Source organism: Knoellia sp. B-D-2 (assembly GCF_057714695.1).
Map to the genome: position 1 here is coordinate 2,353,564 of NZ_CM173189.1, position 24,277 is coordinate 2,377,840.

The 24,277-nt window shown below is 69.3% G+C and carries 15 protein-coding genes and 1 tRNA gene; 11 read left to right on the plus strand and 5 right to left on the minus strand.

Features of this window, described 5'->3' with window-relative positions:
* Positions 1-118: 118 nt before the first annotated feature.
* A tRNA-Gln gene (locus AC3EU2_RS11235) sits at positions 119-197 on the plus strand.
* 201 nt (positions 198-398) lie between these two features.
* Positions 399-2,066 (plus strand): lysyl oxidase family protein, encoded by a 1,668-nt coding sequence (locus AC3EU2_RS11240; protein ID WP_488176382.1) that lies wholly within the window; start codon positions 399-401, stop codon positions 2,064-2,066.
* 40 nt (positions 2,067-2,106) lie between these two features.
* On the opposite strand, the gene AC3EU2_RS11245 is transcribed toward AC3EU2_RS11240, so the two are convergent.
* Positions 2,107-2,622 (minus strand): dihydrofolate reductase family protein, encoded by a 516-nt coding sequence (locus tag AC3EU2_RS11245; protein ID WP_488176383.1) that lies wholly within the window; start codon positions 2,620-2,622, stop codon positions 2,107-2,109.
* Between the two features lie 125 nt (positions 2,623-2,747).
* Between AC3EU2_RS11245 and glmU the strand changes: the two genes are divergently transcribed.
* Positions 2,748-4,244: a bifunctional UDP-N-acetylglucosamine diphosphorylase/glucosamine-1-phosphate N-acetyltransferase GlmU gene (gene glmU / locus AC3EU2_RS11250; protein ID WP_488176384.1), complete on the plus strand. Its 1,497-nt coding sequence runs from the start codon at positions 2,748-2,750 to the stop codon at positions 4,242-4,244.
* On the plus strand, positions 4,241-5,245 hold the full coding sequence (locus AC3EU2_RS11255) for a ribose-phosphate diphosphokinase (protein ID WP_488176385.1): 1,005 nt from the start codon (positions 4,241-4,243) through the stop codon (positions 5,243-5,245). The genes glmU and AC3EU2_RS11255 overlap by 4 nt, the downstream gene beginning before the upstream one ends.
* Before the next feature lie 19 nt (positions 5,246-5,264).
* Here the strand turns inward: AC3EU2_RS11255 and AC3EU2_RS11260 are convergent, their stop codons facing one another.
* Entirely contained in the window at positions 5,265-5,816 is a 552-nt protein-coding gene (locus AC3EU2_RS11260) for a CGNR zinc finger domain-containing protein (RefSeq protein ID WP_488176386.1), read from the minus strand.
* Positions 5,817-5,897: 81 nt separating this feature from the next.
* On the opposite strand from AC3EU2_RS11260, the gene AC3EU2_RS11265 reads away from it, so the two are divergent.
* Both AC3EU2_RS11265 and AC3EU2_RS11270 read left to right on the plus strand, forming a co-directional pair.
* Complete coding sequence (locus tag AC3EU2_RS11265) at positions 5,898-6,950, plus strand: DMT family transporter (protein ID WP_488176387.1); 1,053 nt, start codon at positions 5,898-5,900, stop codon at positions 6,948-6,950.
* Between the two features lie 220 nt (positions 6,951-7,170).
* A complete protein-coding gene (locus AC3EU2_RS11270) occupies positions 7,171-7,863 on the plus strand; it encodes a 50S ribosomal protein L25/general stress protein Ctc (protein WP_488176388.1) in 693 nt (230 codons plus the stop codon).
* Positions 7,864-7,980: 117 nt separating this feature from the next.
* Here AC3EU2_RS11270 and AC3EU2_RS11275 read toward each other — a convergent pair whose 3' ends face one another.
* Positions 7,981-8,925 (minus strand): aldo/keto reductase, encoded by a 945-nt coding sequence (locus AC3EU2_RS11275; protein ID WP_488176389.1) that lies wholly within the window; start codon positions 8,923-8,925, stop codon positions 7,981-7,983.
* Between the two features lie 105 nt (positions 8,926-9,030).
* On the opposite strand from AC3EU2_RS11275, the gene pth reads away from it, so the two are divergent.
* From pth to AC3EU2_RS11295, 4 genes are all read left to right on the plus strand, one after another.
* A complete protein-coding gene (gene pth, locus AC3EU2_RS11280; RefSeq protein WP_488176390.1) occupies positions 9,031-9,627 on the plus strand; it encodes an aminoacyl-tRNA hydrolase in 597 nt (198 codons plus the stop codon).
* A gap of 284 nt (positions 9,628-9,911) precedes the next feature.
* A complete protein-coding gene (locus tag AC3EU2_RS11285) occupies positions 9,912-11,360 on the plus strand; it encodes a sugar transferase (RefSeq protein ID WP_488176391.1) in 1,449 nt (482 codons plus the stop codon).
* 81 nt (positions 11,361-11,441) lie between these two features.
* Positions 11,442-12,092 (plus strand): NeuD/PglB/VioB family sugar acetyltransferase, encoded by a 651-nt coding sequence (locus AC3EU2_RS11290; RefSeq protein WP_488176392.1) that lies wholly within the window; start codon positions 11,442-11,444, stop codon positions 12,090-12,092.
* Positions 12,093-12,527: 435 nt separating this feature from the next.
* The gene (locus AC3EU2_RS11295; RefSeq protein WP_488176393.1) at positions 12,528-13,598 is read left to right on the plus strand and encodes a glycosyltransferase; all 1,071 of its coding nucleotides are present in this window, start codon (positions 12,528-12,530) and stop codon (positions 13,596-13,598) included.
* Here the strand turns inward: AC3EU2_RS11295 and AC3EU2_RS11300 are convergent.
* Positions 13,588-14,601, minus strand: a complete 1,014-nt coding sequence (locus tag AC3EU2_RS11300; RefSeq protein ID WP_488176394.1) for a TolB-like translocation protein — start codon at positions 14,599-14,601, stop codon at positions 13,588-13,590. The genes AC3EU2_RS11295 and AC3EU2_RS11300 overlap by 11 nt on opposite strands.
* Positions 14,598-15,809 (minus strand): MFS transporter, encoded by a 1,212-nt coding sequence (locus AC3EU2_RS11305; RefSeq protein WP_488176395.1) that lies wholly within the window; start codon positions 15,807-15,809, stop codon positions 14,598-14,600. Before AC3EU2_RS11305 ends, AC3EU2_RS11300 begins: the two co-directional genes overlap by 4 nt.
* A 492-nt stretch (positions 15,810-16,301) precedes the next feature.
* On the opposite strand from AC3EU2_RS11305, the gene AC3EU2_RS11310 reads away from it, so the two are divergent.
* Positions 16,302-24,212 (plus strand): DUF4082 domain-containing protein, encoded by a 7,911-nt coding sequence (locus tag AC3EU2_RS11310; protein ID WP_488176396.1) that lies wholly within the window; start codon positions 16,302-16,304, stop codon positions 24,210-24,212.
* Positions 24,213-24,277: the final 65 nt, after the last annotated feature.

The window sequence follows — 24,277 nt, forward strand, 5'->3', positions numbered from 1 at the left end:
CCTCGTCTCGACTCACTCGCACCATTGTGCCCTGCGCCCGGTCGGGCGGTCGCCGTCACCTCCGCGCAGGTCAACTACCCTTGGGCGTCGTATGCCGTGGGCTCGCCTCGCGCATCGTTCCCCGGTTGGTCTGCCGGCAGGGCCCGCCTGACTTTGAATCAGGACTAGCGACGTAGGTTCGACTCCTACCCGGGGAGCGGCTCCACCCGTGCGGTGGCGTCGCCGACGACGACGAACCGGCGCGGGTGGCTTTTGTGGCGTGTCCCTGCGGACGGGGTGCCCTGCATGGTTCGCTGTTCCCCAGCGGCATCCGAGGCGGGTCCGGTCCACCGGCCCCGCCGACCTCTGTCGCAGGCACCGTGCTCACGGTGCGTCACCTCGATGGGGAGGGTCTGGGCATGAAGGTCAACCGTCGGATCGTTGCTGGCGCAGGGGTGCTGGCACTGTCGGCCGTGGGAGTCGCGCAGGGGTGGAGCGCGATGGCAGCCCCCGGCGACCCCCAGCTGGGGCTGCGCGTCGCCACTCCCCACCTCCAGGTCGAGCGGATGGAGGGCGACCCCTACATCTTCGCCGAGCTGGGCACCTACGTCGGGGTGACGAAGGCCGCCCTGCAGATCGAGGCGCTGCCGGCGGCGGACGGCACAGCGGACCTCTGGCTCGTCCGCCGTGACGAGCGCGGGAAGATCACCCGCGACCGCAAGATCCAGACGCCGTCGCGAGGGCCGATGTCGGTCGGGCTGCCCGACTTCCTCGACCTCGAGGTGAAGGACGCGTCCGGACAGGTCCTCTCCCGCCAGCAGCTCGGATTCTGCCCGGGCGGTGACTGGGGCATGTCGTCGCAGGCGAGGCTCGACGCGACCGGCCCGGCGGAGCCTGTCATGGCGAACAACTGCGGCACCGGGCTCACCAGGCACCTCGTCTACGGTCTCGACAAGGGGTGGGCGGCGGGGGTCGGGAACGAGCTGCTCAGCAACTTCGAGGGCGCCGACGGTGACTACTCGCTCACCCTGCGGATCGCGCCGACGTACGTCCGCCAGTTCGCGATCCCGGCGAAGCAGGCCGTCGCGTCCCTCACCATGACGGTCGCGACGGTGCCGTGCCCGTACGACCCCGAGTACTGCCCGAGCCCGGGGGAGGAGCCCCCCGTCGCCGACGCGAGTGCGGCCGCCCGCGTCGCCGGGGAAGCCCACGCCGCGCACTCGACCCCGGCCCCACAGACACCGCAGGCGTCCCACGGCTCCGGACACGGACCGGCCACGCTCGACCCGGTGGTCCGGGCCGCGGCCGCGGACGTCAACGCCCGGGCGGCACGCACCGCGACCCTCGACTCGTCGGCGGCGCTGCGGATCGCGACGGCGCGGGGCACCCCCGAGCGCGGCAACCAGGCGGTGGCCGACAAGAGCCGCAAGGGGAACGGCCTGCCCGACATGGTCGCGCTGCCGGCCTTCGACATGTACGCGGGGACCGACGAGGAGGGCAGGGACCAGCTGTCGTTCGGTGCCAACATCGCCAACCTCGGCTCCGGGCCGCTGGTCGTCGAGGGCTACCGCGTCGACGAGAGCACGATGGCGGCGACCCAGTGGGAGTACCGCAACGGTGTCCCGACCCGGTCGTTCCCGGCCGGTGAGTTCGAGTGGGACCCCCGGGAGGGTCACTTGCACTGGCACTTCGAGGACATCGCCCAGTACGACCTCGTGGCCGCGAACGGCTCGATCACCCGCAGTGGGAAGCAGGCCTTCTGCCTGGCCCCCACCGACCCGATCGACCTCACGCTGCCGGGCGCCGAGCAGCGCGTCGACACCGACCGGCTCTGGTCCGCATGCAGCGGCCAGTCCGCGCTCTGGATCCGACAGGTCCTGCCGGCCGGGTGGGGCGACACGTACTACCAGGGTCTTCCGGGTCAGGCCTTCGACCTCACCGGCCTGCCCAACGGGACCTACTCGGTGCGGGTGACGACGAACTTCCGCAACCGCCTCAAGGAGTCGAACTCCAGCAACAACGTCTCGAACACGAGGATCGAGATCGGCGGTGTCCCGGGCGAGCGCACCGTGACCGAGCTCGACTGACGGAGGGGCGACCGGGCGGCCGGGCGGCCAGGCGAACCGGTCAGCGCACGACCGAGTAGCGGCCGCACATGAAGTCGCGGTTGCGGGCCACCTCCTCGAGCCTCAGCTCCACGTGGCGGGGCAGCACCGGCGCTCCTGCCCCGATCGTCACCGGCGCGTACTGGACCCACACCTCGTCGAGCAGCCCGGCGTCGTGGAATTGGCCGACGAGGTCGCCACCGCCGATGAGCCAGACGTCCTTGTCGCCGGCGGTCTCGACCATCTGCGCGTGGACCTGCACGACGTCGGCCCTGGTGAACCGCACCTGTTCGGACGCCGGGAAGTCGCGGTGGGTGAAGACCCACGTCGGCTTCGGGGACCAGTTCTCGGGGTCGTGGTCGAGCAGCCACTGCCACGTCGACGCGCCCATGGCGCACGCGCCGATCCGGGGGGCGAAGGTGTCGTAGCCCATGGGGCCGTCGCCGTCGATGTCGCGGGACATGAGCCAGTCGAGGGAGTGCTCCGGCGTCGCGATGAAGCCGTCCAGGGTGCATCCGGTGTAGTAGATCGTCGCCATCGCCCCACGATGGCACCGAGTGCCGACACCCGTGAGGGGTGCGCGGGAACGGGCGAGGACGGCATACCGCCGACTCGTCGGTACAGTGGCGCGGTACGTCGCCGCGATCTTCGGGAGCCCACCTCGTGACCACTGCTCGGCCCGCCGCCGTCATCATCCTCGCCGCAGGCGAGGGGACCCGGATGAAGTCAGCCACCCCCAAGGTGCTGCACCGGATCGGGGGTCGCAGTCTCGTCGGGCACGCCATCGTCGCGGCCCGCGCGACGAACCCCCAGCACCTCGCCGTCGTCGTCCGGCACGAGCGTGACCTCGTCGCCGGCCACATCGGTGAGGTCGACGCCACCGCGACCATCGCCGACCAGGACGACGTCAAGGGCACCGGCCGCGCCACCGAGTGCGCGCTCGAGGTGCTCCCGGACGGGCTCACCGGCACGGTCCTCGTCACCTACGGCGACGTGCCCCTGCTCACCGGCGAGACCCTCGTCGACCTCGTCGCCCGTCACGATGAATCCGGCAGCGCCGCGACCGTCGTCACCGCGCACCTCGACGACCCGCACGGCTACGGCCGCATCGTGCGGGACGCCGACGGCGGCGTCGCCGGCATCGTCGAGCAGAAGGACGCCACGGAGGACCAGCGCGCGATCACCGAGATCAACTCCGGGATCTACGCCTTCGACGTGGCCGTCCTGCGCTCCGCGCTCGCCGAGGTCGGCACCGACAACGCCCAGGGCGAGAAGTACCTCACCGACGTCCTCGGCATCGCCCGCGACGCCGGCAAGAGGGTCAGCGCCCACGTCATCGACGACCTGTGGCAGACCGAGGGCGTCAACGACCGGGTCCAGCTCGCCACCCTCGGACGCGAGCTCAACCGGCGCAGCAACGAGCGCTGGATGCGCGAGGGCGTGACCATCGTCGACCCGGCGACGACGTGGATCGACAGCGACGTCTCCATCGGCCGCGACACGGTCATCCTGCCCGGCACCCAGCTCCTCGGAGCGACGTCCATCGGCGCGAACGCCCGCATCGGACCCGACACGACGCTCACCGACACCGAGGTGGGCGAGGGCGCGGAGGTCAAGCGCACCGAGGCCCACCTCGCGAGGATCGGCCCGCGCGCGAGCGTCGGCCCGTTCTCCTACCTCCGCCCCGGCACCGTCCTCGGCGCGCAGGGCAAGATCGGCGGCTTCGTCGAGACCAAGAACGCGACGATCGGTGACGGCGCCAAGGTCCCGCACCTCACCTACTGCGGCGACGCGACCATCGGCGAGGGCGCCAACATCGGCGCCGGCACGATCTTCGCCAACTACGACGGCGTCGCCAAGCACCACACGACGATCGGCAAGCACTCGTTCGTCGGCAGCGACACGGTCCTCGTCGCCCCGGTCGACGTCGCCGACGGCGCCTACGTCGCGGCCGGCAGCGCCCTCACCGGTGACGTGGAGCCCGGCCAGATCGCGGTCGCCCGCGGGCGCCAGCGCAACGTCGACGGCTGGGTCGCCCGGGCCCGCGCCGGCACCCCTACCGCAGCGGCCGCCGCGGCGGCCGCGGAGGCGGGCACCCGGCACACGGGAGAAAGCGCGGAACCGGCGACTGGGTCTCGAGAAGGAGAGGCCCGAGCATGACGAAGGAAGACCGCCCCAAGTCGGCCAACATCCGCAAGAAGCCCAAGAAGCAGCTGATGATGTTCTCGGGCCGCTCCCACCCGGGGCTGGCGCAGGAGATCGCCGCGCTCATCGGCACCGAGCTCGTCCCGACGAGCGCCTACAACTTCGCCAACGGTGAGATCTACGTCCGCTACGAGGAGTCCGTGCGCGGCTCCGACGCGTTCGTCATCCAGAGCCACAGCGCGCCGCTCAACGAGGCGATCATGGAGCACCTCATCATGATCGACGCGCTCAAGCGGGCCAGCGCCAAGCGGATCACCGTCGTCATGCCGTTCTACGGCTACGCCCGCCAGGACAAGAAGCACCGCGGTCGTGAGCCGATCTCGGCGCGCCTCATGGCTGACCTGTTCAGGACCGCGGGCGCCGACCGGCTCATCGCCGTCGACCTGCACACCGACCAGATCCAGGGGTTCTTCGACGGTCCGGTCGACCACCTCATGGCCCAGCCGGTGCTGTCGGACTACGTGTCGGCCAAGTACGGCCGCGAGGACCTCGCGGTGGTCTCGCCCGACGCCGGCCGCATCAAGGTCGCCGAGCAGTGGTCCAAGCGCCTCGGCGGGGTGCCGCTGGCCTTCATCCACAAGACGCGCGACGTCAACCAGCCCAACCAGGCCGTCGCCAACCGCGTCGTCGGAGAGGTCAAGGGGCGCGTCTGCGTCCTGGTCGACGACATGATCGACACCGGCGGCACCATCGCCAAGGCCGCCGACGCCCTCAGGGCCGACGGCGCCAAGGACGTCATCATCGCGGCGACGCACGCGATCCTCTCGGCGCCGGCCACCGAGCGGCTGCGCGACTGCGCCGCCCGCGAGGTCATCGTCACCAACACGCTTCCCATCGCACCGGAGAGCGAGTTCGAGGGCCTCACCGTGCTGTCGATCGCCCCGCTCATCAGCGCGGCCATCAAGGAGGTCTTCGAGGACGGCTCGGTGACGAGCCTCTTCGGCGGCCGCGCCTGACCCTGGTCCCAGCCCGCCGTCAGGTGCTGTGCCGGCGCAGGCGGTATGCCGCGACGTGGGCCTTGTTGGCGCACGTCCCGTCGCAGTAGCGCCGGCTCCGGTTCTTGGTGAGGTCGATGACGACGTCACCGCAGTCGTCGGCGGCGCAGACCCGCAGCCGCTCGGTCTCGCCGGCGCGGATGAGGTCGGTGACGGCCATCGCCACCTCGACCGCCACCCGTGTGGCGATGGGGGCGTCGTCGTCAGTCGCGTGGATGTGCCAGTCGAGGTCGTCGTGCCGGACCACCCGGGGGAGGGCGCGGTGCTCGGCGAGCAGCGCGTTGACGCCCTCGACGAGCCCCTCCACGTCCCGGCTCCACAGCTCGCGCAGCCGGGGCCGCAGGGCGTGCACCGCCTCGAGCTCGGCGCGGGTGCGGGGCCGTCCGCCGCTCCACTCCCAGCGGTCGAGGTGGCGCACGAGCGCCTCGAGCGTCGGCAGGTCCTCCTCGGCGGAGTCGCCGAAACCGGGCTCGGTGTTGATGAGGTCGGCGGCGTGCTGGAGCGAGAGCTCCGTGTCATGGGCAAAAACCATCTTGACTCCTGACAGCGGGCGGGTCTAGCGTGGCGGAGGTAAGGGTCAAGACCATAGTTTACTCCTGACAGAGGTGAGTCCGTGAACGCCGGAACCCCGCACCGCTCCGCTCGCAGCATGCTGCTCGGACTCCTCCTCGTCGTCCTCGCGTCGGCGTCGTTCGGCACGTCGGGCGCGTTCGCGAAGGCCCTGCTGCTTGCCGGCTGGTCGCCCGCCGGCGTCGTCACGTGGCGCGTGGGCTTCGCCGCCGTCCTCCTCGTGCCGGTCGCGGCCTGGGCCGTGCGCGGGCGGTGGTACCTGCTGCGGCGCAACGCCGGGGCCGTCGCGGCCTTCGGCCTCGTGGCGGTCGCGGGCTGCCAGTTCGCCTACTTCAACGCCGTCGAGACGCTGTCCATCGCGGTCGCCCTGCTCCTCGAGTACCTCGGCAGCGTCCTCGTCGTCGGCTGGATGTGGGCCCGTCACGGACGTCGTCCCACCCGCCTCACCCTCGCCGGTGTCGCCCTGTCGGTGCTCGGGCTGGTCCTTGTCCTCGACGTCCTCTCGGGCGTGCAGATCTCCTGGGCGGGTGTCGTCTGGGGCCTGCTCGCTGCGGTCGGCCTCGCGACGTTCTACGTGTCGTCGAGCCACGACCACGAGGAGTCGCTCCCGCCACTGGCGCTCGCGGGTTTCGGTCTGGGCGTCGGTGCAGTGGCGCTCGTGGCCGCCAGCGCCACCGGGCTCATCGACTACGCCACCGCGCGCGACAGCGTGCAGATCGCCGGCCTCGCCACCGCGTGGTGGGTGCCGATCGCCGAGCTCGCCGTGGTCGCGGCCGCTCTCGCCTACGCCGTCGGTGTCATGGGCACGCGCCTCGTCGGCGCCACGGTCGCGAGCTTCGTCGGCCTGTCCGAGGTCCTCTTCGCGGTCCTCGTCGCCTGGGTCCTCCTCGACGAGCTGCCCGGCTGGATCCAGCTCGCCGGCGGGCTCCTCATCCTCGCCGGGGTCGTCGCCGTGCGGCTCGGCGAGCCGCAGCCCGAGCACGAGGGCGGCGGTGACGGCGACGACGAGGGCGGGCGGACGGCATACCCGCAGGTCGGTGACACAGACGAGGAGGCCTCGAAGGCCGATTGGCCTGCCCCCCACCCAGTCGCCTAGACTTTCGGGGTTGCCTCGGCGAGGGACGCTGCACCGGCCAGAGATGTTCGGTCGCACGTCCGTGATCGACGCGGTGGTCATCGAAGTCACAGGTCGTGGACCCCTGGCTCTCCGTGGACCAGCGCGCCTGTCCGTGCCGTGTCCCGCGTCGAGGCCACCGCTGCGTCGAGTCCACTCGACGTCCACCTGACCGATTCGCCCCGATCTCCAGGAGACTCCCGTGTCCAACGACACCATCACGCTGCAGGCCGAGGCCCGCTCCCAGTTCGGCAAGGGCGCGGCCCGCAAGATCCGCCGCGACCACAAGATCCCCGCCGTCATGTACGGCCACGGTGCCGACCCCGTGCACATCACGCTTCCGGGCCACGACGCCATGATGGCGCTCAAGAACCCCAACGCGCTCCTCACGATCGTCCTGGACGGCAAGGAGCAGATGGCCCTGGCCAAGGACGTCCAGCGCGACCCGATCAAGCCGGTCATCGAGCACGTCGACCTCGTCATCGTCCGCAAGGGCGAGAAGGTCACCGTCGACGTCTCCGTCCACCTCGAGGGCGAGGCCGCCCCCGAGACGGTCGTCACGCTCGACAACTCGAGCCTGCAGGTCGAGGCCGAGGCCACCAACATCCCCGAGTCGATCACCGTCTCGGTGGAGGGCCTCCAGGCCGGCACCCAGATCCTCGCCGGCGCCGTCACGCTGCCCGAGGGCGCCACGCTCGTCACCGACGCCGAGATGCTCGTCGTCAACGTCACCCAGCAGATCTCCGCGGAGGCCCTCGAGGCCGAGCTCGCCGAGGCCGAGGCCGAGGCCGGCATCGAGCACGAGGAGTCCGACGCCGAGGTCGAGGCAGCCGAGGGCGAGTCCGCCGAGGGCGACGCTGCCGAGGGCGACACCGAGAAGTCCGAGGACGCCTGAGCCACCGCGCTCCACGCCTCACCTCAGCAGGCCCGGTCCGGACGCGGACCGGGCCTGCCGGCGTCTGTGGGCGCCCGACGGCCGCGGTGGTCGGGGCGATGGTCGGCCCGCGCGATCTCAGCAGGGACGGTCGAGCCGGGTCATCGTCGCGTCGTCCAGCGCCAGCGAGCCGGCGGCGAGCGCCTCGTCGAGCTGTCCCACCGAGCTGACCCCGACGATCGGCCGGATGGCGGGGGTGCCGTGCAGCAGCCATGCGAGGACGACCTGGCCGCGGGTCGCGCCCAGCTCGGCGGCGACCTCGCCGAGGACCGCGAGCCGTCGCGTCGTCCCGGGGTGGTCGTACTCGTCCGGGAACGGTCGGTCCTCCCGGTCGTAGCTGCCCTGGACCAGCGGGCTGTAGGCCCACAGCTCCATCGGCGGGTTCTCGGTGACGTAGTCGAGCGTCTCCTCGCTGACGAAGCCGAACCGGTGGTCCTTGCCCGGCACGGTGACGTCGGGACGCGGTCGGACGTAGCTCGTCGTGAGCTGGAGGGCCGTCCACGGCTCGAGGCCCTGCGCCAGGGCGTGCGCCCGCCCGCGCTCGACCCGCCACGTCGCGTGGTTGGAGACGCCGAGCCGGGCCACCTTGCCCGCCTCGACGAGCCGGCCGAAGGCCTCGGCGCTCGCGGTGACGTCGGTGGACCGGTCCTCGCCGTGGGCCCAGTAGAGGTCGATGGTGCCGACACCGAGACGGGCCAGGCTGCGGTCGCACTCCCGCGCGACGACCTCGCAGGAGAGTCCCTCGACGCCGGCCGCGTGGTCGGCCGGGTCCACGGGCTCGACACCCACCTTGGTCGCGAGCTGCACCACCTCGCGCACGCCCGGGCGGGCGGCGAGCCACCGGCCGATCGTCGCCTCGCTCTGGCCACCGGCCCCCGACTCGCTGCTCCAGAACGCGTAGCAGTTGGCGGTGTCGATCATCTCGCCCCCGGCCTCGACGAAGCGGTCGAGCAGCGCGAACGAGGTCTCCTCGTCGGTACGGGTGCCGAAGTACATGGTGCCGAGGACGAGGTCGCTGATCATGCCCCCGACGCTAGCGTCTGCGTGGATGGTGAAGTCTCCGACCAACCACGCAGACGCAAGCGGGAGTTTGGGGGCGGGCGGGGGCGGACGGCATACTCGTCGGTTGTGAGTGAGACGTGGCTGGTCATCGGACTCGGGAACCCCGGCCCGACGTATGCCGGCAACCGCCACAACGTCGGGGCGATGGTCGTCGACGAGCTCGCGACGAGGACGCGGAGCCCGCTGCGGTCGCACAAGTCCCGCGCGGCCGCGGCGCAGGTGAGGATCGGCACCGGCCCGGGTGGCGTGCCCGGCCCGTCAGCGGTCATCGCGGTGCCCAGCAGCTTCATGAACGAGTCCGGGGGGCCGGTCAAGGCGCTCATGGGGTTCTTCTCGATCGAGCCCGAGCGCCTCGTCGTCGTCCACGACGAGCTCGACATCCCGGCGGGTGACGTACGCCTCAAGCTCGGCGGCGGCGAGGGCGGCCACAACGGGCTGCGCTCGATCTCGACGTCACTCGGCACCCGCGACTACCTGCGCGTCCGAGTCGGCATCGGGCGCCCGCCCGGCCGTCAGGACCCGGCGGACTTCGTCCTCAAGGACTTCTCCGCGACCGAGCGGAAGGAGCTTCCGTTCCTGCTCGGCGACGCAGCGGACGCCGTCGAGATGCTCATCGCCCACGGACTCACGGACGCCCAACAGAGGTACCACGCGCCTTCGTGAGGATGGGCCGTGTGGTCCTCACCCCCTCGGGTGAGAGCCGGGGGGGTCGTCTGGCACATGCGTGTCGCAAAGCATGACCGAGTTGGCTCATCTTTCATGGTTGAGCCACCCCGCAGATCACCATCTCCCTAGCGTCGCAAGTGTGGTGAGGAGGACCGCCACGAGAACTGACCAATCGAAAACTTGGTGGGTGCGGCGTGCAGGGACAGGGCTCACGTGAGGCCGGACACGTTGACGTCGGCCTGTTCCTGCCGCCCGTCGCGCTGCGGCGGAGCAGGACCTGGATGCGTGCGACGAAGGCGGACGCACCCTCACCCTCTCCTCCTCGGACACGGGCGCGGACCGAGCTCGGGTGGCCCGCCGCCTATCGCCTGCGGCTGATCCTCGGCGACGGGCTGTGCGCTCTCATCGCGAGTGCAGCAGCAGTGGTGCTGCGGTTCGGCCGACTCCCGGATGGCATCGCCGTGGTGCTGCTCCTCACCCCGCTGACGTGGGTGACGGCCGTGCGCCTCCTCCAGGGATACCAGGGTCGCCACCTCGGCCAGGGCGCCCAGGAGTACCGGGTGGTGCTGTGGGCCGGGGCCCTCCTCCTGGGTGGCGCGGGTTTCACGTCGTACGCGTTCAAGCTGGAGCTGGCGCGTGGGTACGTCTTCCTGGTCGTCCCCCTCCTCGTCAGCCTGGCACTGGTGCTGCGCAAGGGCCTGCGGTCGTGGCTCACCCGGGAGCGGCTCCGCGGGAAGTACCGCCAGCGGACGATCGTCGTCGGGACGGCGAAATCGGCGGGCGAGCTGATCCGCGAGCTGAGGAGGTCTCCGTCGAACTCCTTCGAGCTCGTTGGAGCGTGTGTCACCGGAGCCAAGGACCGCGCCGCCATCGAAGGCGTACCTGTCGCCGGAAGGCCGGGTGACGTCACGCTCGCCGTGGACTTCAGTGACGCGGCACTGGTTGCGGTGAGCGGACATCCGGGCCTGACCGGCAAGGAGCTGCGCGAGCTCGCGTGGGAGCTGGAGGAGCGTCATGTCGACCTGGTCATCTCGCCGGGAATCTTCGAGGTTGCCGGTCCGCGCCTCTCGATCCGGGCCGAGGCGGGAGTCTCCCTCCTTCACCTCGAGCGCCCGGTGCGTGCCGGCACCCGTCTCGTGGTCAAGCGAATGCAGGACCTGACCCTGGCCGTCATCCTCACCGTCCTCGGCCTTCCCTTCCTCATGCTGGTGGCGCTGGCCGTCCGTCTGGACTCCAAAGGCCCGATCCTCTTTCACCAGAAGCGGATTGGCCAGAGTGGTCAGGAGTTCCGCATCTACAAGTTCCGCACGATGGTCGTCGACGCCGAAGCCAGGCTGGCGGCTCTCTCGGACATCGGTCATGAGGTCAACGCGGTGTTGTTCAAGAGCAGTGACGACCCCAGGGTGACTCGGGTCGGCCGATGGCTGCGCCGGTTCTCCCTCGACGAGCTGCCCCAGCTGATCAACGTCCTGCGCGGCGAGATGTCGCTCGTGGGACCCCGACCGGGACTGGCATCGGAGGTCGACCGCTACGAGCCGGACGCCATGCGCCGACTACGGGTCCGTCCGGGGATGACCGGTCTGTGGCAGGTGAGCGGTCGGTCGACCCTGAACTGGGAGCAGACCGTACGCCTGGACCTCTGGTACGTCGACAACTGGTCCACGACCCTCGACCTTCAGATCCTCATCCGGACTGCACGCGCCGTGGTCGGGGGCAGCGGTGCGTACTGATGGGCGTTCACGCTTGTCATCGGTGACACATGAACGGCCGTGGGATCCGTGTGAGCCCACGCCATGGTCGAGGATGAGTCCATGAGCCAGGCTCCCTTGCTGCTGGTCGGCGCCAGCGGTCTTGCCATCGAAGTCGCCGAATGTGCCAGGCGACTGCGCCGCGGCGTCGTGGGGTGCCTGGACGACGACCCGCACCGTGCAGGACAGATTCTGCCAGGGGGCATCACGGTGCTCGGAACGACTGATTCCTTGCAGGCGTTCGAGGCGCTCACCGACGCTGAATCCAACGCCCTGCTGGTGTGCGTTGGCCAAGGTTCACTGCGCCGACGAGTGGTCGAGCGCCTGCGCGGGGACGGTGTGGGAGCCGAGCGGTACGCGACACTCATCGACGAACGGACAGTCGTTCCCCCCGGCACCGTCGTCGGTGTTGGCGCAATCCTTCTCGCCGGCGTCGTCATCACCGCTCCCATCACCATCGGAGCTCACGTTGTCGTGATGCCACACGTGACGCTCACCCACGACGTCGTTGTCGAGGACTTCGTCACCCTGGCAGCCGGAGTCCGGCTCGGGGGTGGCGTGCGCGTGGGTCCCGCGGCCTATCTCGGCATGAACTCCTCGGTGCGCCAAGGCGTCACGGTGGGCGAAGGCGCGACGCTGGGCATGGGTGCGGTGTTGTTGCAGGATCAGCCCCCAGGTGAGACATGGGTGGGTGTTCCTGCCCGCCCGATATAGCCCGCGTTCCAACGCCGTTCAACGAACGAGCGAGCTCCGCCTGACCTCACTCTCAGAATGGCTCGAAATTCGAGACCCCTCGAGTCAGACGGGTGGCACCGCATGGGGCCCAACGGTGACCGTCTCGTGGTTCCAAGGGAACCCTCCGGGGCCCCAGCGGGCCATCTTTCGCACTTACGACAGCGAGCCCCCGACTGCCCTCCTAGCGTCTGGAGTGTGGGGTCGATCTCCGGCCAACACCACAGCAGGCCCCGTCCCCGCAAGCGGGACGCGAGCAGAAAGCGGCTGGTGCCTTGCGTCGGATCATGAGCAACGAGGCGCACACCGTGGGGATCGCACGGTGCTGCGTCAACCGCCCACGGGGGGCTCACGACGCAGTCCCCGGTCGTTCGTTGGATCCGAGTTCGCCGCCGTCGACAGAAGGGAACCCGTAAGATGTCCAGTCGTTCCATTGAGCCAAACGGTTCGTCGATCGTGCCGCAGGTTCCCCGCCAGCCGCTGAGCTCCGGCAACCGTCCGACGTTGCTCGTCGCTTCGACCGGTGGACACCTCGAACAGTTGCTGCGACTACGAGATCGGCTCGGGGACTCGCTCGGTGCCACAGAGTGGGCGACCTTCGATGGTCCCCAGTCGCGGGCCCTTCTTCGCGACGAGACGGTGCATCACGTCGGCTACATCCGGCCTCGCGACCTGGCGGCCGCCGCCAAGTGCGTGCCGTCGGCCTTGCGCATCATGCGTCGAGGCGGATACGGAGCTGTGGTCTCGACCGGCGCAGGGATCGCCGTTCCCTTCTTTCTTGCGGCGGCCGCCTGCAACGTCCCGCGCTACTACATCGAGAGCGCAGCGCGTGCCGATGGGCCGAGCCTTGCGGGACGGTTGGTCAGTCATGTCCCCGGTACTCGTCTCTTCACCCAGTACAAGTCGTGGGAGGGCGGTGGTTGGTCCTACGTCGGATCAGTGTTCGACGCCTTCGAGCTGGGCGGTCCCACCATGGCGCCGTTGGCGCCGGGATCGTCAGCGAATCGTGTGGTCGTGACCTTGGGCACGATGCCGCGCTACGGATTTCGGCGCCTGGTCGAGCGGCTCGCCATCCTCCTGCCGGAGGTGTGCGCACCGGACGCCGAGGTGCTGTGGCAGACCGGCGCCACGGACCTCACGGGAGTGCCGGTCACCGGGCGCAACCAGGTGCCCGCCGACGAGTTGCGAAGCGCCATTCGGGAGTCAGACCTCGTCGTGACACACGGTGGCATCGGGTCTGCCCTCATGGTCTTGGAGTCGGGCCGTGTTCCGGTGATGGTGCCCCGACGGGCGGCGTACGGGGAACACATCGACGACCACCAGCTCCTGATCTGCAACCATCTCGGACAGCGTGGCATCGCGATCGCTCGCGAGGGCGGTGCCCTTTCAGTGGGTGACCTGTGGGATGCAGCTCATTCATCCACTCGGATGGCTGTGACGATGCCCATGGACCTCGCGCGGCAGGCGACGTCAGTCCTCACCGGATGACGGCGGGCGACCACGCCTTGGGGATGAGAATGGACGGCCGACCCGACCCGTTGGCCTGGACCACCCAGACGTTCGACTCTGCGGCACGGGAGCCCTCGCCCGGCAATCCGTAGAGGATGCGTGCGTCGTCGAGCCACTCGACCTGGTCGTCGACGCTGCGTCGTTCGGCGAGCTGCGTCTCCTGGCCCGTCTTGATGTCGAGGACGACGAGACGCCAGTCGCCGCGTTCGCGGTTGCCCCGCTTCTTGTAGGCGACCCGCGTCCCATCGGGAGACAGGGAGGGGCACTCGGCGTCGGTTCGGACCGTCTCGATCCGGCGAGTGGAGAGTCGACCACGCGCGAGGTGAGTCTGCCCGCCATACGCCACCGTGACGTAGAACTGGTCGTCGTCGCCGGCGAAGGTGACGCCCCAGTAGTTGCGATCGACCGGCGCGATCCGTTTGCCCCCATCGACGAGAGTGAACTCCTCCAGGTCGAAGCTCACCTGGTTGGCCAAGCGGGTCACGATCGTGCGGGTGGAGAACGATGCCGTGGCATATGAGTCCCCCGCCACGAAGCTGGTTGTCGACGCCAACCGACCATCGGACGAGAGGCGGGCCCGGCTCGGGCTGCCGGTGAGCTGAAGCCGCTGCGGAGCCGTGGTCCCGTCGGCATAGACCCTCGCGGAGTACGTCGTGACGATGCCACGGTCGGACGCGAGGCACAGCGTCCGGCCGGCCGTCGCGAAGACCCGATCACACTGTCGCCCGGTGAGGGCGCGCGCCTTCCCCGGCTGGTCCAGCGGCACCATGGCGACCTCACCGAACGCTGGCCCCAGCGCCGTGTTGCGAAAGACGATCCGTGGCCCTGCCTCGACAGAAGCCTGCGCCACTGTGCTCTGTCCCGGGGCAGTGGCCGTGATGCGTTGCTGGTCGGTGCGGGAGCGAGCGATGAACGCAGCGGCTCCTCCCACGACCACGATGGCGACGAGGGTGATGATCAGGAAGCGAAGGCGCGTGCTCACGACCGGCCATTCTGCATCGTGCCGGAACCGGGTGCGGGCGCAGCGGAGAGGCTGGAGATGAGCCTGCCCGCCACGGGGATGGCAACCAGGAGCAGGGCCGCGAAGACCAGCACCGCCTCGGTGCGTCCGGCAGCGGTCCAGAGGGCACCGAAGACCAACGAGGACGCAAACCGGGCCACGGCGACGACCGTTTGGGTGGTGGCGATGCCGACAGCGCGAATCTGCACCGGGACGATGCTGGCGGTCAGCGCGGCGAGCACCCCGTCGGTCGCCGCGTAGTAGGCGCCCAGGCACACGAGACAGAGAATGGTGATGGCTGCGCCGCGCACCGGGCCGGCAACGCAGAGATACGCCGCGACGAGAAGCAGGTGCCCGCCGACGAAGACGCGTTGCCGACCGATCCGGTCGGCCAACCGTCCGCACGGGATCGCGAGAAGGAAGTACGCGATGTTGGTGCCGACGAACAGCAGCGGGAAGTAGGTCGAGGCGAGATCGTCACGGGTGAGCAACGCGAGGTACAGAAATCCATCGCTGATGGCCAGCATCGAAAGCAGGGCGGCGGTCAGGACCAGACGGCCCATGCCGTGACGCCGCATCAGGGACAGCGACGGTCGCACCGCAGGCACGGTGTGGCCGGGGCTGGCGTGGTTGGACGCTGCGCGGGTGGTGGCACGCGGCTTGAGGTTGGGCACGAACATGGCCAGCACGGCCAGCCCGAGCAGGGCGGCGGCGAACGATGTGACGAAGACCGCGGCGAAGTCACCCGGCACCACCCACAGGATGGCGAAGGCGAGGAGGGGGCCGATCGCGGCGCCCACGGTGTCGAGGGCACGGTGCACGCCGAAGGCACGACCCAGGTGTGGGGGCGCCGTCGAAGCGGCGATCAGTGAATCCCGAGGTCCCGTGCGCAGGCCCTTGCCCAGACGGTCCAGGGTGATGGCGACGGTGAGCGAGCCCAGCCCACTGGACACGATGAGGATGACCTTCGTGGCTGCCGACAGGCCGTAGCCCACGGCAGCGACCCACTTGGGACGGTCAGCGCGATCGGCGAGGTAGCCCCCGAGGATGCGAACCGACGCGCTCACGCCCTGGTAGAGCCCGTCGATGAATCCGTAGGCCAACGGGCTCAGTCCGACCACTGCCGTCAGGTAGACGGGAAGGATGGCCGCCACGGACTCCGACGAGATGTCGGTGAGCAGGCTGACCACGCCCAGGGCCCACACCGTCCCCGAGACCTGTCGGGGACGGGGGTCCCCGGACGCGGCTGAGTTCGAGGCGCGAGCCTCGTCGTCGCGCGGTCGTTCCGCGAGATACACCTGGGCCTCCTCGTCCGCTGGCGATGGGCCGCTGAGTGGTCCAACCAGAGTAGACAGCGAGCGTTGACCACGTGCCCGCATTGCAGCTTCTTCGGCCCTGACGCCTCGTCTGGTCATTCCATGTCAGGTGGACATCACCCTTTGGGCCGGTCGTGACGACCATGTGGTCGACCTTCGCCCGAACCCCCCGTCCGGACACCGTCCGCGTCCTAGGGTTCAGGAACCTTCATGGGGTGTCCGCGGGGCACCGGCGGTGGGCAGAGGTGGAACCAGAGAGATGAGGTGGCAGTCGTGGAGGTTGCCCGGCGACAACAGACCTCGTCATGGCATTCGAGGCTTCACCCGATGAGCGCGCGAACACGATGCCTCAGGATTCTCGTGTGCGTGGCCGTGGTCCTGTCGTCCTTCGGTATGCCGTCCGCCCAGGCCGCTGGGGATCCCTGCGGTTCCGGGGGCAACCAGGTGGCGTGCGAGAACAGCAAGCCGGGGAATGCCCCGTCGGAGTGGGACATCGAGGGCGCCGGTGACTCGACCGTCCAGGGTTTTGCGACGACGATGAGCGTGAACCCCGGCGAGACCGTGCAGTTCAAGGTCAAGGCCTCCGGCAACTACACCGTCGACGTCTACCGGCTCGGCTACTACGGCGGGCAGGGGGCCCGTCGACAGACACCACGCTGGACGGTGTCGAACCCGGCCAACCAGCCCGCGTGCGCATCCGATCCCTCGACGCACAACTACGACTGCGGTACGTGGGCGGTCTCGACACAGTGGGCCGTCCCAGCCACTGCAGTCTCGGGTGTCTACGTCGCCAAGCTGTCGATGGGCAACGACTTCAGCCACATCACCTTCGTGGTCCGGGACGACGACCGTCGCTCGGACGTCGTCTTCAAGACGTCGGACGCCACGTGGCAGGCCTACAACACCTACGGCGGGGCAAGTTTCTACACCGCCCCGTCGTCGCTGACGGGGACCCAGGCGCGGGCCTTCAAGCTCAGCTACAACCGCCCGTTCGCCACCCGTGGCGCCAGCCTTGGACGGGACTTCGTCTTCAGCAACGAGTACCCCACCCTCCGGTTCCTCGAAGCCAACGGTGTGGATGTGTCCTACACCACCGACATCGACGTGAGCACGGGGGAGACGGTACTCACCAATCACAAGGCCTTCCTCTCGGTCGGGCACGACGAGTACTGGTCGCAGTCGGAACGGACCAAGGTCGAGGCTGCCCGTGACGCCGGAGTCCATCTCGCCTTCCTGTCGGGCAACGAGGTGTACTGGCACTCCTCCTTGGCCCCGAGCATCGACGGGACGAACACCGCCAACCGAACCTTGGTCTGCTACAAGGACAGCTGGGAGTCCTCGCAGATCACTCCGGGTGCCGAATCGACGTCCACCTGGCGCGACCCGGCATACGTCAGCCCTCACGGCTCCAGACCCGAGAATGCGCTGACTGGTACGGCATACATGTCGAACGACACGGATCTGAGGATCACGGTGTCGGCCGCTCAGGGCAAGGCGAGGTTGTGGCGCAACACGAGCCTCGCGACCCTTCCCGCCGGGGGGTCGGCGCAGCTCGCACCGCACAGCATCGGTTACGAGTCCGACGAGGACATCGACAACGGCCACCGCCCGGCCGGGTTGATGCGGTTGTCCGAGACGACGGGTCCCACCGACCAGCTCGTCCAGAACCCCGCCGGGACGCAGGTCGGACCGGGGACGACCACGCACAGCCTCACCCTCTACCGGGCTGCGAGCGGCGCCCTCGTCTTCGGTGCCGGCACGATCAACTGGGGCTGGGGCCTGGACCAGTACCACGACGGTGACAACTCCAACCCCGCCGACCCCCGCATGCAACAGGCGACGCTCAACCTGCTGGCCGACATGGGCGTTCAGCCCACCACTCTGCTCGCCGGTCTCGTCATGCCCGCGCAGTCATCCGACTCGCAGGCACCCGCTGTCACCGTGACGAGCCCGAGCGCAGGCGTGACTCTGGCCAACGGCACGCAGGTGACCGTCAGCGGGACCGCCGCCGACGTGGGCGGGGGTGTCGTGACCAACCTGGAGGTCTCCCTCGACGCGGGCGCGACCTACCATCGGGCCACCGGCACGACCGCCTGGTCCTACACCGGCAACCTCAGTGGGGTCGGTACCTCGTCGATCCGGGTGCGCGCCAGCGACGACAGCGCCAACGTGAGCACCCCGACGTCCGTCGCCGTCACGATCGTCTGCCCGTGCTCGCTCTTCGGTTCGACGGTGCCATCCGTTCAGACGACTTCTGACACGTCCCCTGTCGAGCTCGGTGTGAAGTTCAAGGCTGATGTCGACGGCTTCGTCTCCGGAATCCGGTTCTTCAAGGGCACGGGCAACGGGGGAACGCACGTCGGCACCCTGTGGTCCGCAAGCGGCGCTGCCTTGGCCGCGGGCACCTTCACCGGGGAGTCGGCGTCGGGCTGGCAGACGATGTCCTTCGCCACACCTGTGCCCGTGGCCGCGAACACGACCTACGTCGCCTCCTACTTCGCCCCCGTGGGCCGCTATCCGGCAGACATGAACTTCTTCGTCGGCGCAGACCACCGGGCTGCCCCGCTCACGGCCCCAGGACGCGGCTCGAACGTCACGAACGGCGTCTACGCCGGCGGGCACCAGTTCCCGAGCGAGTCCTACAAGGACAGCAACTACTGGGTCGACGTCCTGTTCGCCCGCGATGACACGACGCCTCCCACGGTTGCGACCACCTCCCCGATCTCGGGGGCCTCGAGCGTGGCCAGCACGGTCAAGCCGAGCGCCACCTTCGTCGGGACGGTCAATCCCGCCAGCGTCACCTTCGCGCTCAAGGACGCGGCCGGTGTCGCCGTCGCGGGCACCTCGGCCTTCGATGTGCCGTCGCGGACCGTGCGCTTCACCCCTTCGGCGGCGCTGACCAAGGGAGCGACCTACACCGCAACGGTCAATGCCCTCAGCGGTGCCGGCACTCCGATGCCGGCCCCCTACTCGTGGTCCTTCACCACGTCCCTCAACGACCCCCTGCCCGGGATCTGTCCGTGCACGATCTGGCCCGACTCCGCAACACCTGAGGTCGCCAGCAGCCCGGACTCCGGCAGCGTCCAGGTCGGAGTGAAGTTCACCTCGGACGTGGACGGTGCGGCCACGGGTGTGAGGTTCTACAAGGGGCCGCTCAACGTCGGCGCCCACACGGGCTCGATCTGGACCTCTGCCGGTGGCCTGCTCGGGACCGTGAGCTTCTCCGGCGAGACCACGAGCGGGTGGCAGACGGCCTACTTCACGACACCGATCGACCTCACGGCCGGAACGACCTACATCGTCTCGTATGCCGCGCCCAACGGAGCCTATTCCGTGACCAACGGTGGCCTCGGTTCCGCGGTGGACTCGGGCCCGCTGCACACGGTCGCCGGTGGAGGGGTGTACACCTACGGAAGTGGGGCACCCCTGTCGCCCTCCAGCGCGAACTACTGGGTCGACCTCGTGTTCATGGCCAGCGACGCCGCTCCGACAGTGGCCTCCACAGCCCCGGTCGACACGTCGACCAACGTCAACCGCGGGACCTCCGTGTCCGCGACACTGAACGGACAGGTCCAGCCGGGCACCCCCCGCCTGGCGCTCGTTGACGAGTCCGGCGTCGCGGTGGACGGGACGGCGACCTACGCCGTGTCCACCCGCACCATCGTCTTCGTCCCAGGGTCCACGCTCCAGGCGGGCAGGACCTACACCGCGACGGTGAGCGGTGCGACGGCGCTCTCGGGCAACCTCATGTCGCCCTACTCGTGGCAGTTCACCACGGCCGGAGCGGCATGCCCCTGCACGCTCTTCGCGAGTCACGAGGTGCCCACCACTGTCGATGGCGGCGACGGCGGAGCGGTGGAGCTGGGAGTGTCGTTCTCCTCGAACGTCACCGGTCAGGTCACCGGCGTCCGCTTCTACAAGAGCGTTCTCAACACGGGGACGCACATCGGCAACCTCTGGTCGGCGAGTGGTGAGCTCCTGGCCACCGGAACCTTCACCGGTGAGTCGGCGAGCGGGTGGCAGAACCTCACCTTCACCTCACCCGTGGGGATCGTTGCGGGCAACAGCTACGTGGCGTCCTATTTCGCGCCCAACGGTCACTACTCGGTGACCAGCCAGTTCTTCGCGGGCAGCTACTCCAACGGTTCCCTCGCCGCGACCGGCTCGAACGGCAGGTATCGGTACGGCACTGCGTCCAGCTTCCCGGTCAACTCCTTTGGCGCGACGAACTACTGGGTGGACCCGATCTTCATGCCGGGCACACCGGCGGACCGGACGCCACCCACCGTCGGTTCGATGACGCCCACGCCCGGCGCCACGAGCCAGTCGGCCGGTTCCTCGCCCTCGGCGACGTTCAACGAGGCGGTTGACGAGGCCACGCTCGCCATGACGGTGAAGACCGTCGGCGGGGCCGTCGTCAGTGGCACGACGAGCTACGACCCCGTCACGCGCAAGGTCACCTTCACTCCGGCGTCAGCGCTCGCTCGCGGCGTGGCACATGTCGTCTCGTTGACCGCCGCCGACGTGGCCGGGAACGTGATGACCAGCCCGACCACCTGGACGTTCACGACCGCGCTGCCCGACCCGACGCCCGGGGTATGCCCCTGTGGCCTGTGGAGCGACGCCACGGGTCCGCTGACACTCAGCGACCCCGACACGGCCCCGATCGAGCTGGGCACGGCGTTCAGCACGGACACGGACGGGAGCATCACGGCCGTTCGCTTCTACAAGAGTCCCGAAAATCAAGGAACGCACGTGGTGTCGCTGTGGACATCGACGGGGACCCGGCTCGCGACGGCGCCCGTGTCGAGCGAGTCCACCACCGGATGGCAGACGGCAGCCTTCGACACCCCGGTCCCGGTGACGGCCGGCACGGCGTACGTCGTCTCCTACCTGGCGCCCAACGGGCGCTACTCGTCGACCGCATCCGGACTCTCGAGCCCCATCGACGCGCCACCCCTGCACACGACGTCCAACGCGGGCCGCTTCCTCTACGGCGGCGGCTTCCCCGGCAACAGCTCGGGTGCGAGCTATCTCGTCGACCCCGTGTTCGTGACCACCGTGACCGTTCCGCCGGCCGACACGACCCCCCCGACGATCACGAACGTGGCGGTGGCCGGGTCCGGGACGTCTCGAACGGTCACCTGGACCACCAACGAGTCGGCGACGACTTCTGTCGCCTACGGCACGTCAGCGACGTCGCTGACCTCGACGGTCACGGGTGTGACCGGGACGAGTCACTCCGCGACCCTCTCTGGTCTGAGCGGCGGAGTCACCTACTTCTTCCGGGTGACGTCTGCCGATGCCGCTGGGAATGCGTCCACCTCGCCGACGGCGTCGGCGAGCCCACTGTCCTTCACCATCGATGATGCGACCCCCCCGACGATCACGAACGTGGCGGTGGCCGGGTCCGGGACGTCTCGAACGGTCACCTGGACCACCAACGAGTCGGCGACGACTTCTGTCGCCTACGGCACGTCAGCGACGTCGCTGACCTCGACGGTCACGGGTGTGACCGGGACGAGTCACTCCGCGACCCTCTCTGGTCTGAGCGGCGGAGTCACCTACTTCTTCCGGGTGACGTCTGCCGATGCCGCTGGGAATGCGTCCACCTCGCCGACGGCGTCGGCGAGCCCACTGTCCTTCACCATCGATGATGCGACCCCCCCGACGATCACGAACGTGGCGGTGGCCGGGTCCGGGACGTCTCGAACGGTCACCTGGACCACCAACGAGTCGGCGACGACTTCTGTCGCCTACGGCACGTCAGCGACGTCGCTGACCTCGACGGTCACGGGTGTGACCGGGACGAGTCACTCCGCGACCCTCTCTGGTCTGAGCGGCGGAGTCACCTACTTCTTCCGGGTGACGTCTGCCGATGCCGCTGGGAATGCGTCCACCTCGCCGACGGCGTCGGCGAGCCCACTGTCCTTCACCATCGATGATGCGACCCCCCCGACGATCACGAACGTGGCGGTGGCCGGGTCCGGGACGTCTCGAACGGTCACCTGGACCACCAACGAGTCGGCGACGACTTCTGTCGCCTACGGCACGTCAGCGACGTCGCTGACCTCGACGGTCACGGGTGTGACCGGGACGAGTCACTCCGCGACCCTCTCTGGTCTGAGCGGCGGAGTCACCTACTTCTTCCGGGTGACGTCTGCCGATGCCGCTGGGAATGCGTCCACCTCGCCGACGGCGTCGGCGAGCCCACTGTCCTTCACCATCGATGATGCGACCCCCCCGACGATCACGAACGTGGCGGTGGCCGGGTCCGGGACGTCTCGAACGGTCACCTGGACCACCAACGAGTCGGCGACGACTTCTGTCGCCTACGGCACGTCAGCGACGTCGCTGACCTCGACGGTCACGGGTGTGACCGGGACGAGTCACTCCGCGACCCTCTCTGGTCTGAGCGGCGGAGTCACCTACTTCTTCCGGGTGACGTCTGCCGATGCCGCTGGGAATGCGTCCACCTCGCCGACGGCGTCGGCGAGCCCACTGTCCTTCACCATCGATGATGCGACCCCCCCGACGATCACGAACGTGGCGGTGGCCGGGTCCGGGACGTCTCGAACGGTCACCTGGACCACCAACGAGTCGGCGACGACTTCTGTCGCCTACGGCACGTCAGCGACGTCGCTGACCTCGACGGTCACGGGTGTGACCGGGACGAGTCACTCCGCGACCCTCTCTGGTCTGAGCGGCGGAGTCACCTACTTCTTCCGGGTGACGTCTGCCGATGCCGCTGGGAATGCGTCCACCTCGCCGACGGCGTCGGCGAGCCCACTGTCCTTCACCATCGATGATGCGACCCCCCCGACGATCACGAACGTGGCGGTGGCCGGGTCCGGGACGTCTCGAACGGTCACCTGGACCACCAACGAGTCGGCGACGACTTCTGTCGCCTACGGCACGTCAGCGACGTCGCTGACCTCGACGGTCACGGGTGTGACCGGGACGAGTCACTCCGCGACCCTCTCTGGTCTGAGCGGCGGAGTCACCTACTTCTTCCGGGTGACGTCTGCCGATGCCGCTGGGAATGCGTCCACCTCGCCGACGGCGTCGGCGAGCCCACTGTCCTTCACCATCGCTGATGCGACCCCCCCGACGATCACGTCGGTGTCGGCCACGGGCTCTGGCACCACGGCGACGGTCACGTGGACGACGGACGAATCCGCCACCACCTCCGTCTCCTACGGCACGTCCGCCACGTCGCTGACGTCCACGGCCACCGGATCGAGCGGCACGAGCCACTCGGTGACTCTCAGCGGACTGGTGCGCAACACGCGCTACCACTACCGAGTGACCTCGGCAGATCCCTCCGGTAACTCGACGACCTCGCCCATAGCGAGCGCCGCAGCGGCCCAGTACGCCCCCACGACCACGCCGGTGTCGGCCTCGACCGTGGCCGAGTTCGCCACTGGCACCGGGGGATACGTGGCAGACAGTGCCGGTGGTGAGGTCCTCTCCACCCCGTCCGCGGGCTACGAGTTTGATGGGTCGAGCGTGCCCGCCAGGCTCACGTCGACCTCGCTCGTGACAGGTGGGTCCTCGATCGTCAGCGACGGGAGCGCCACGATCTCCGGGGCGCAGCTCGCGACCGCCACCCGTGCGTCCGGGACCAGCATCGCCACGTGGGCGAAGCTCGCTCCGGGGCAGCTCCTCGGCTGGGCCCGAAACAATGGCGCGGCGTCGGGAGTGCGAGCAGTCTTTGCCATGAGCGCCAGTGGCGCACTGAGTGCCATCGTCAATGACGCAGGGCCCAACAACATCACGGTTGCCATCCCAGGCACCTATGCCGGGGCCAGTCGCGAATACCGCGTCGACTGGGTCAACAACACTGCCGTGTTCTTCGTCGATGGCGTGCAGGTGGCGAGCAGCGGATTCGTGCCCTCGGTCTCGCTCAGGGCTGCGCTCGTGAATCCGACACAGGATGCCTCGCCGCTCGTGGCCGACTGGGTTCGCATCGGTCCGTATGCCGCGTCGTCCACCTATGTCTCAGCCGTCGTGGATGCCGGCGCGAGCGTCGGTTGGGACACGCTGACCCGAGACGTCACCGCACCCTCTGGGACCGGCGTCACCATCCAGGTGAGGTCGGGCAGCTCCCCGACGCCGGGCACCGGATGGACGGCCTGGAGCACGGTTTCGGCGAGCACCGGATCCATCACCCGCTCGGCCAGGTACCTCCAGTACCGAGTGATCTCGACGAGCTCCGGAGCACGTCTGGCAACTGCCCAAACCAAGAGTGTGACCCTTGCGTTCCATGTACTCTGACAGGGCCACTCAGCAGCACCGGGGACGTCCGCGGCGCCTGGTTCGCGAGGGCACTCGGTCGGTCA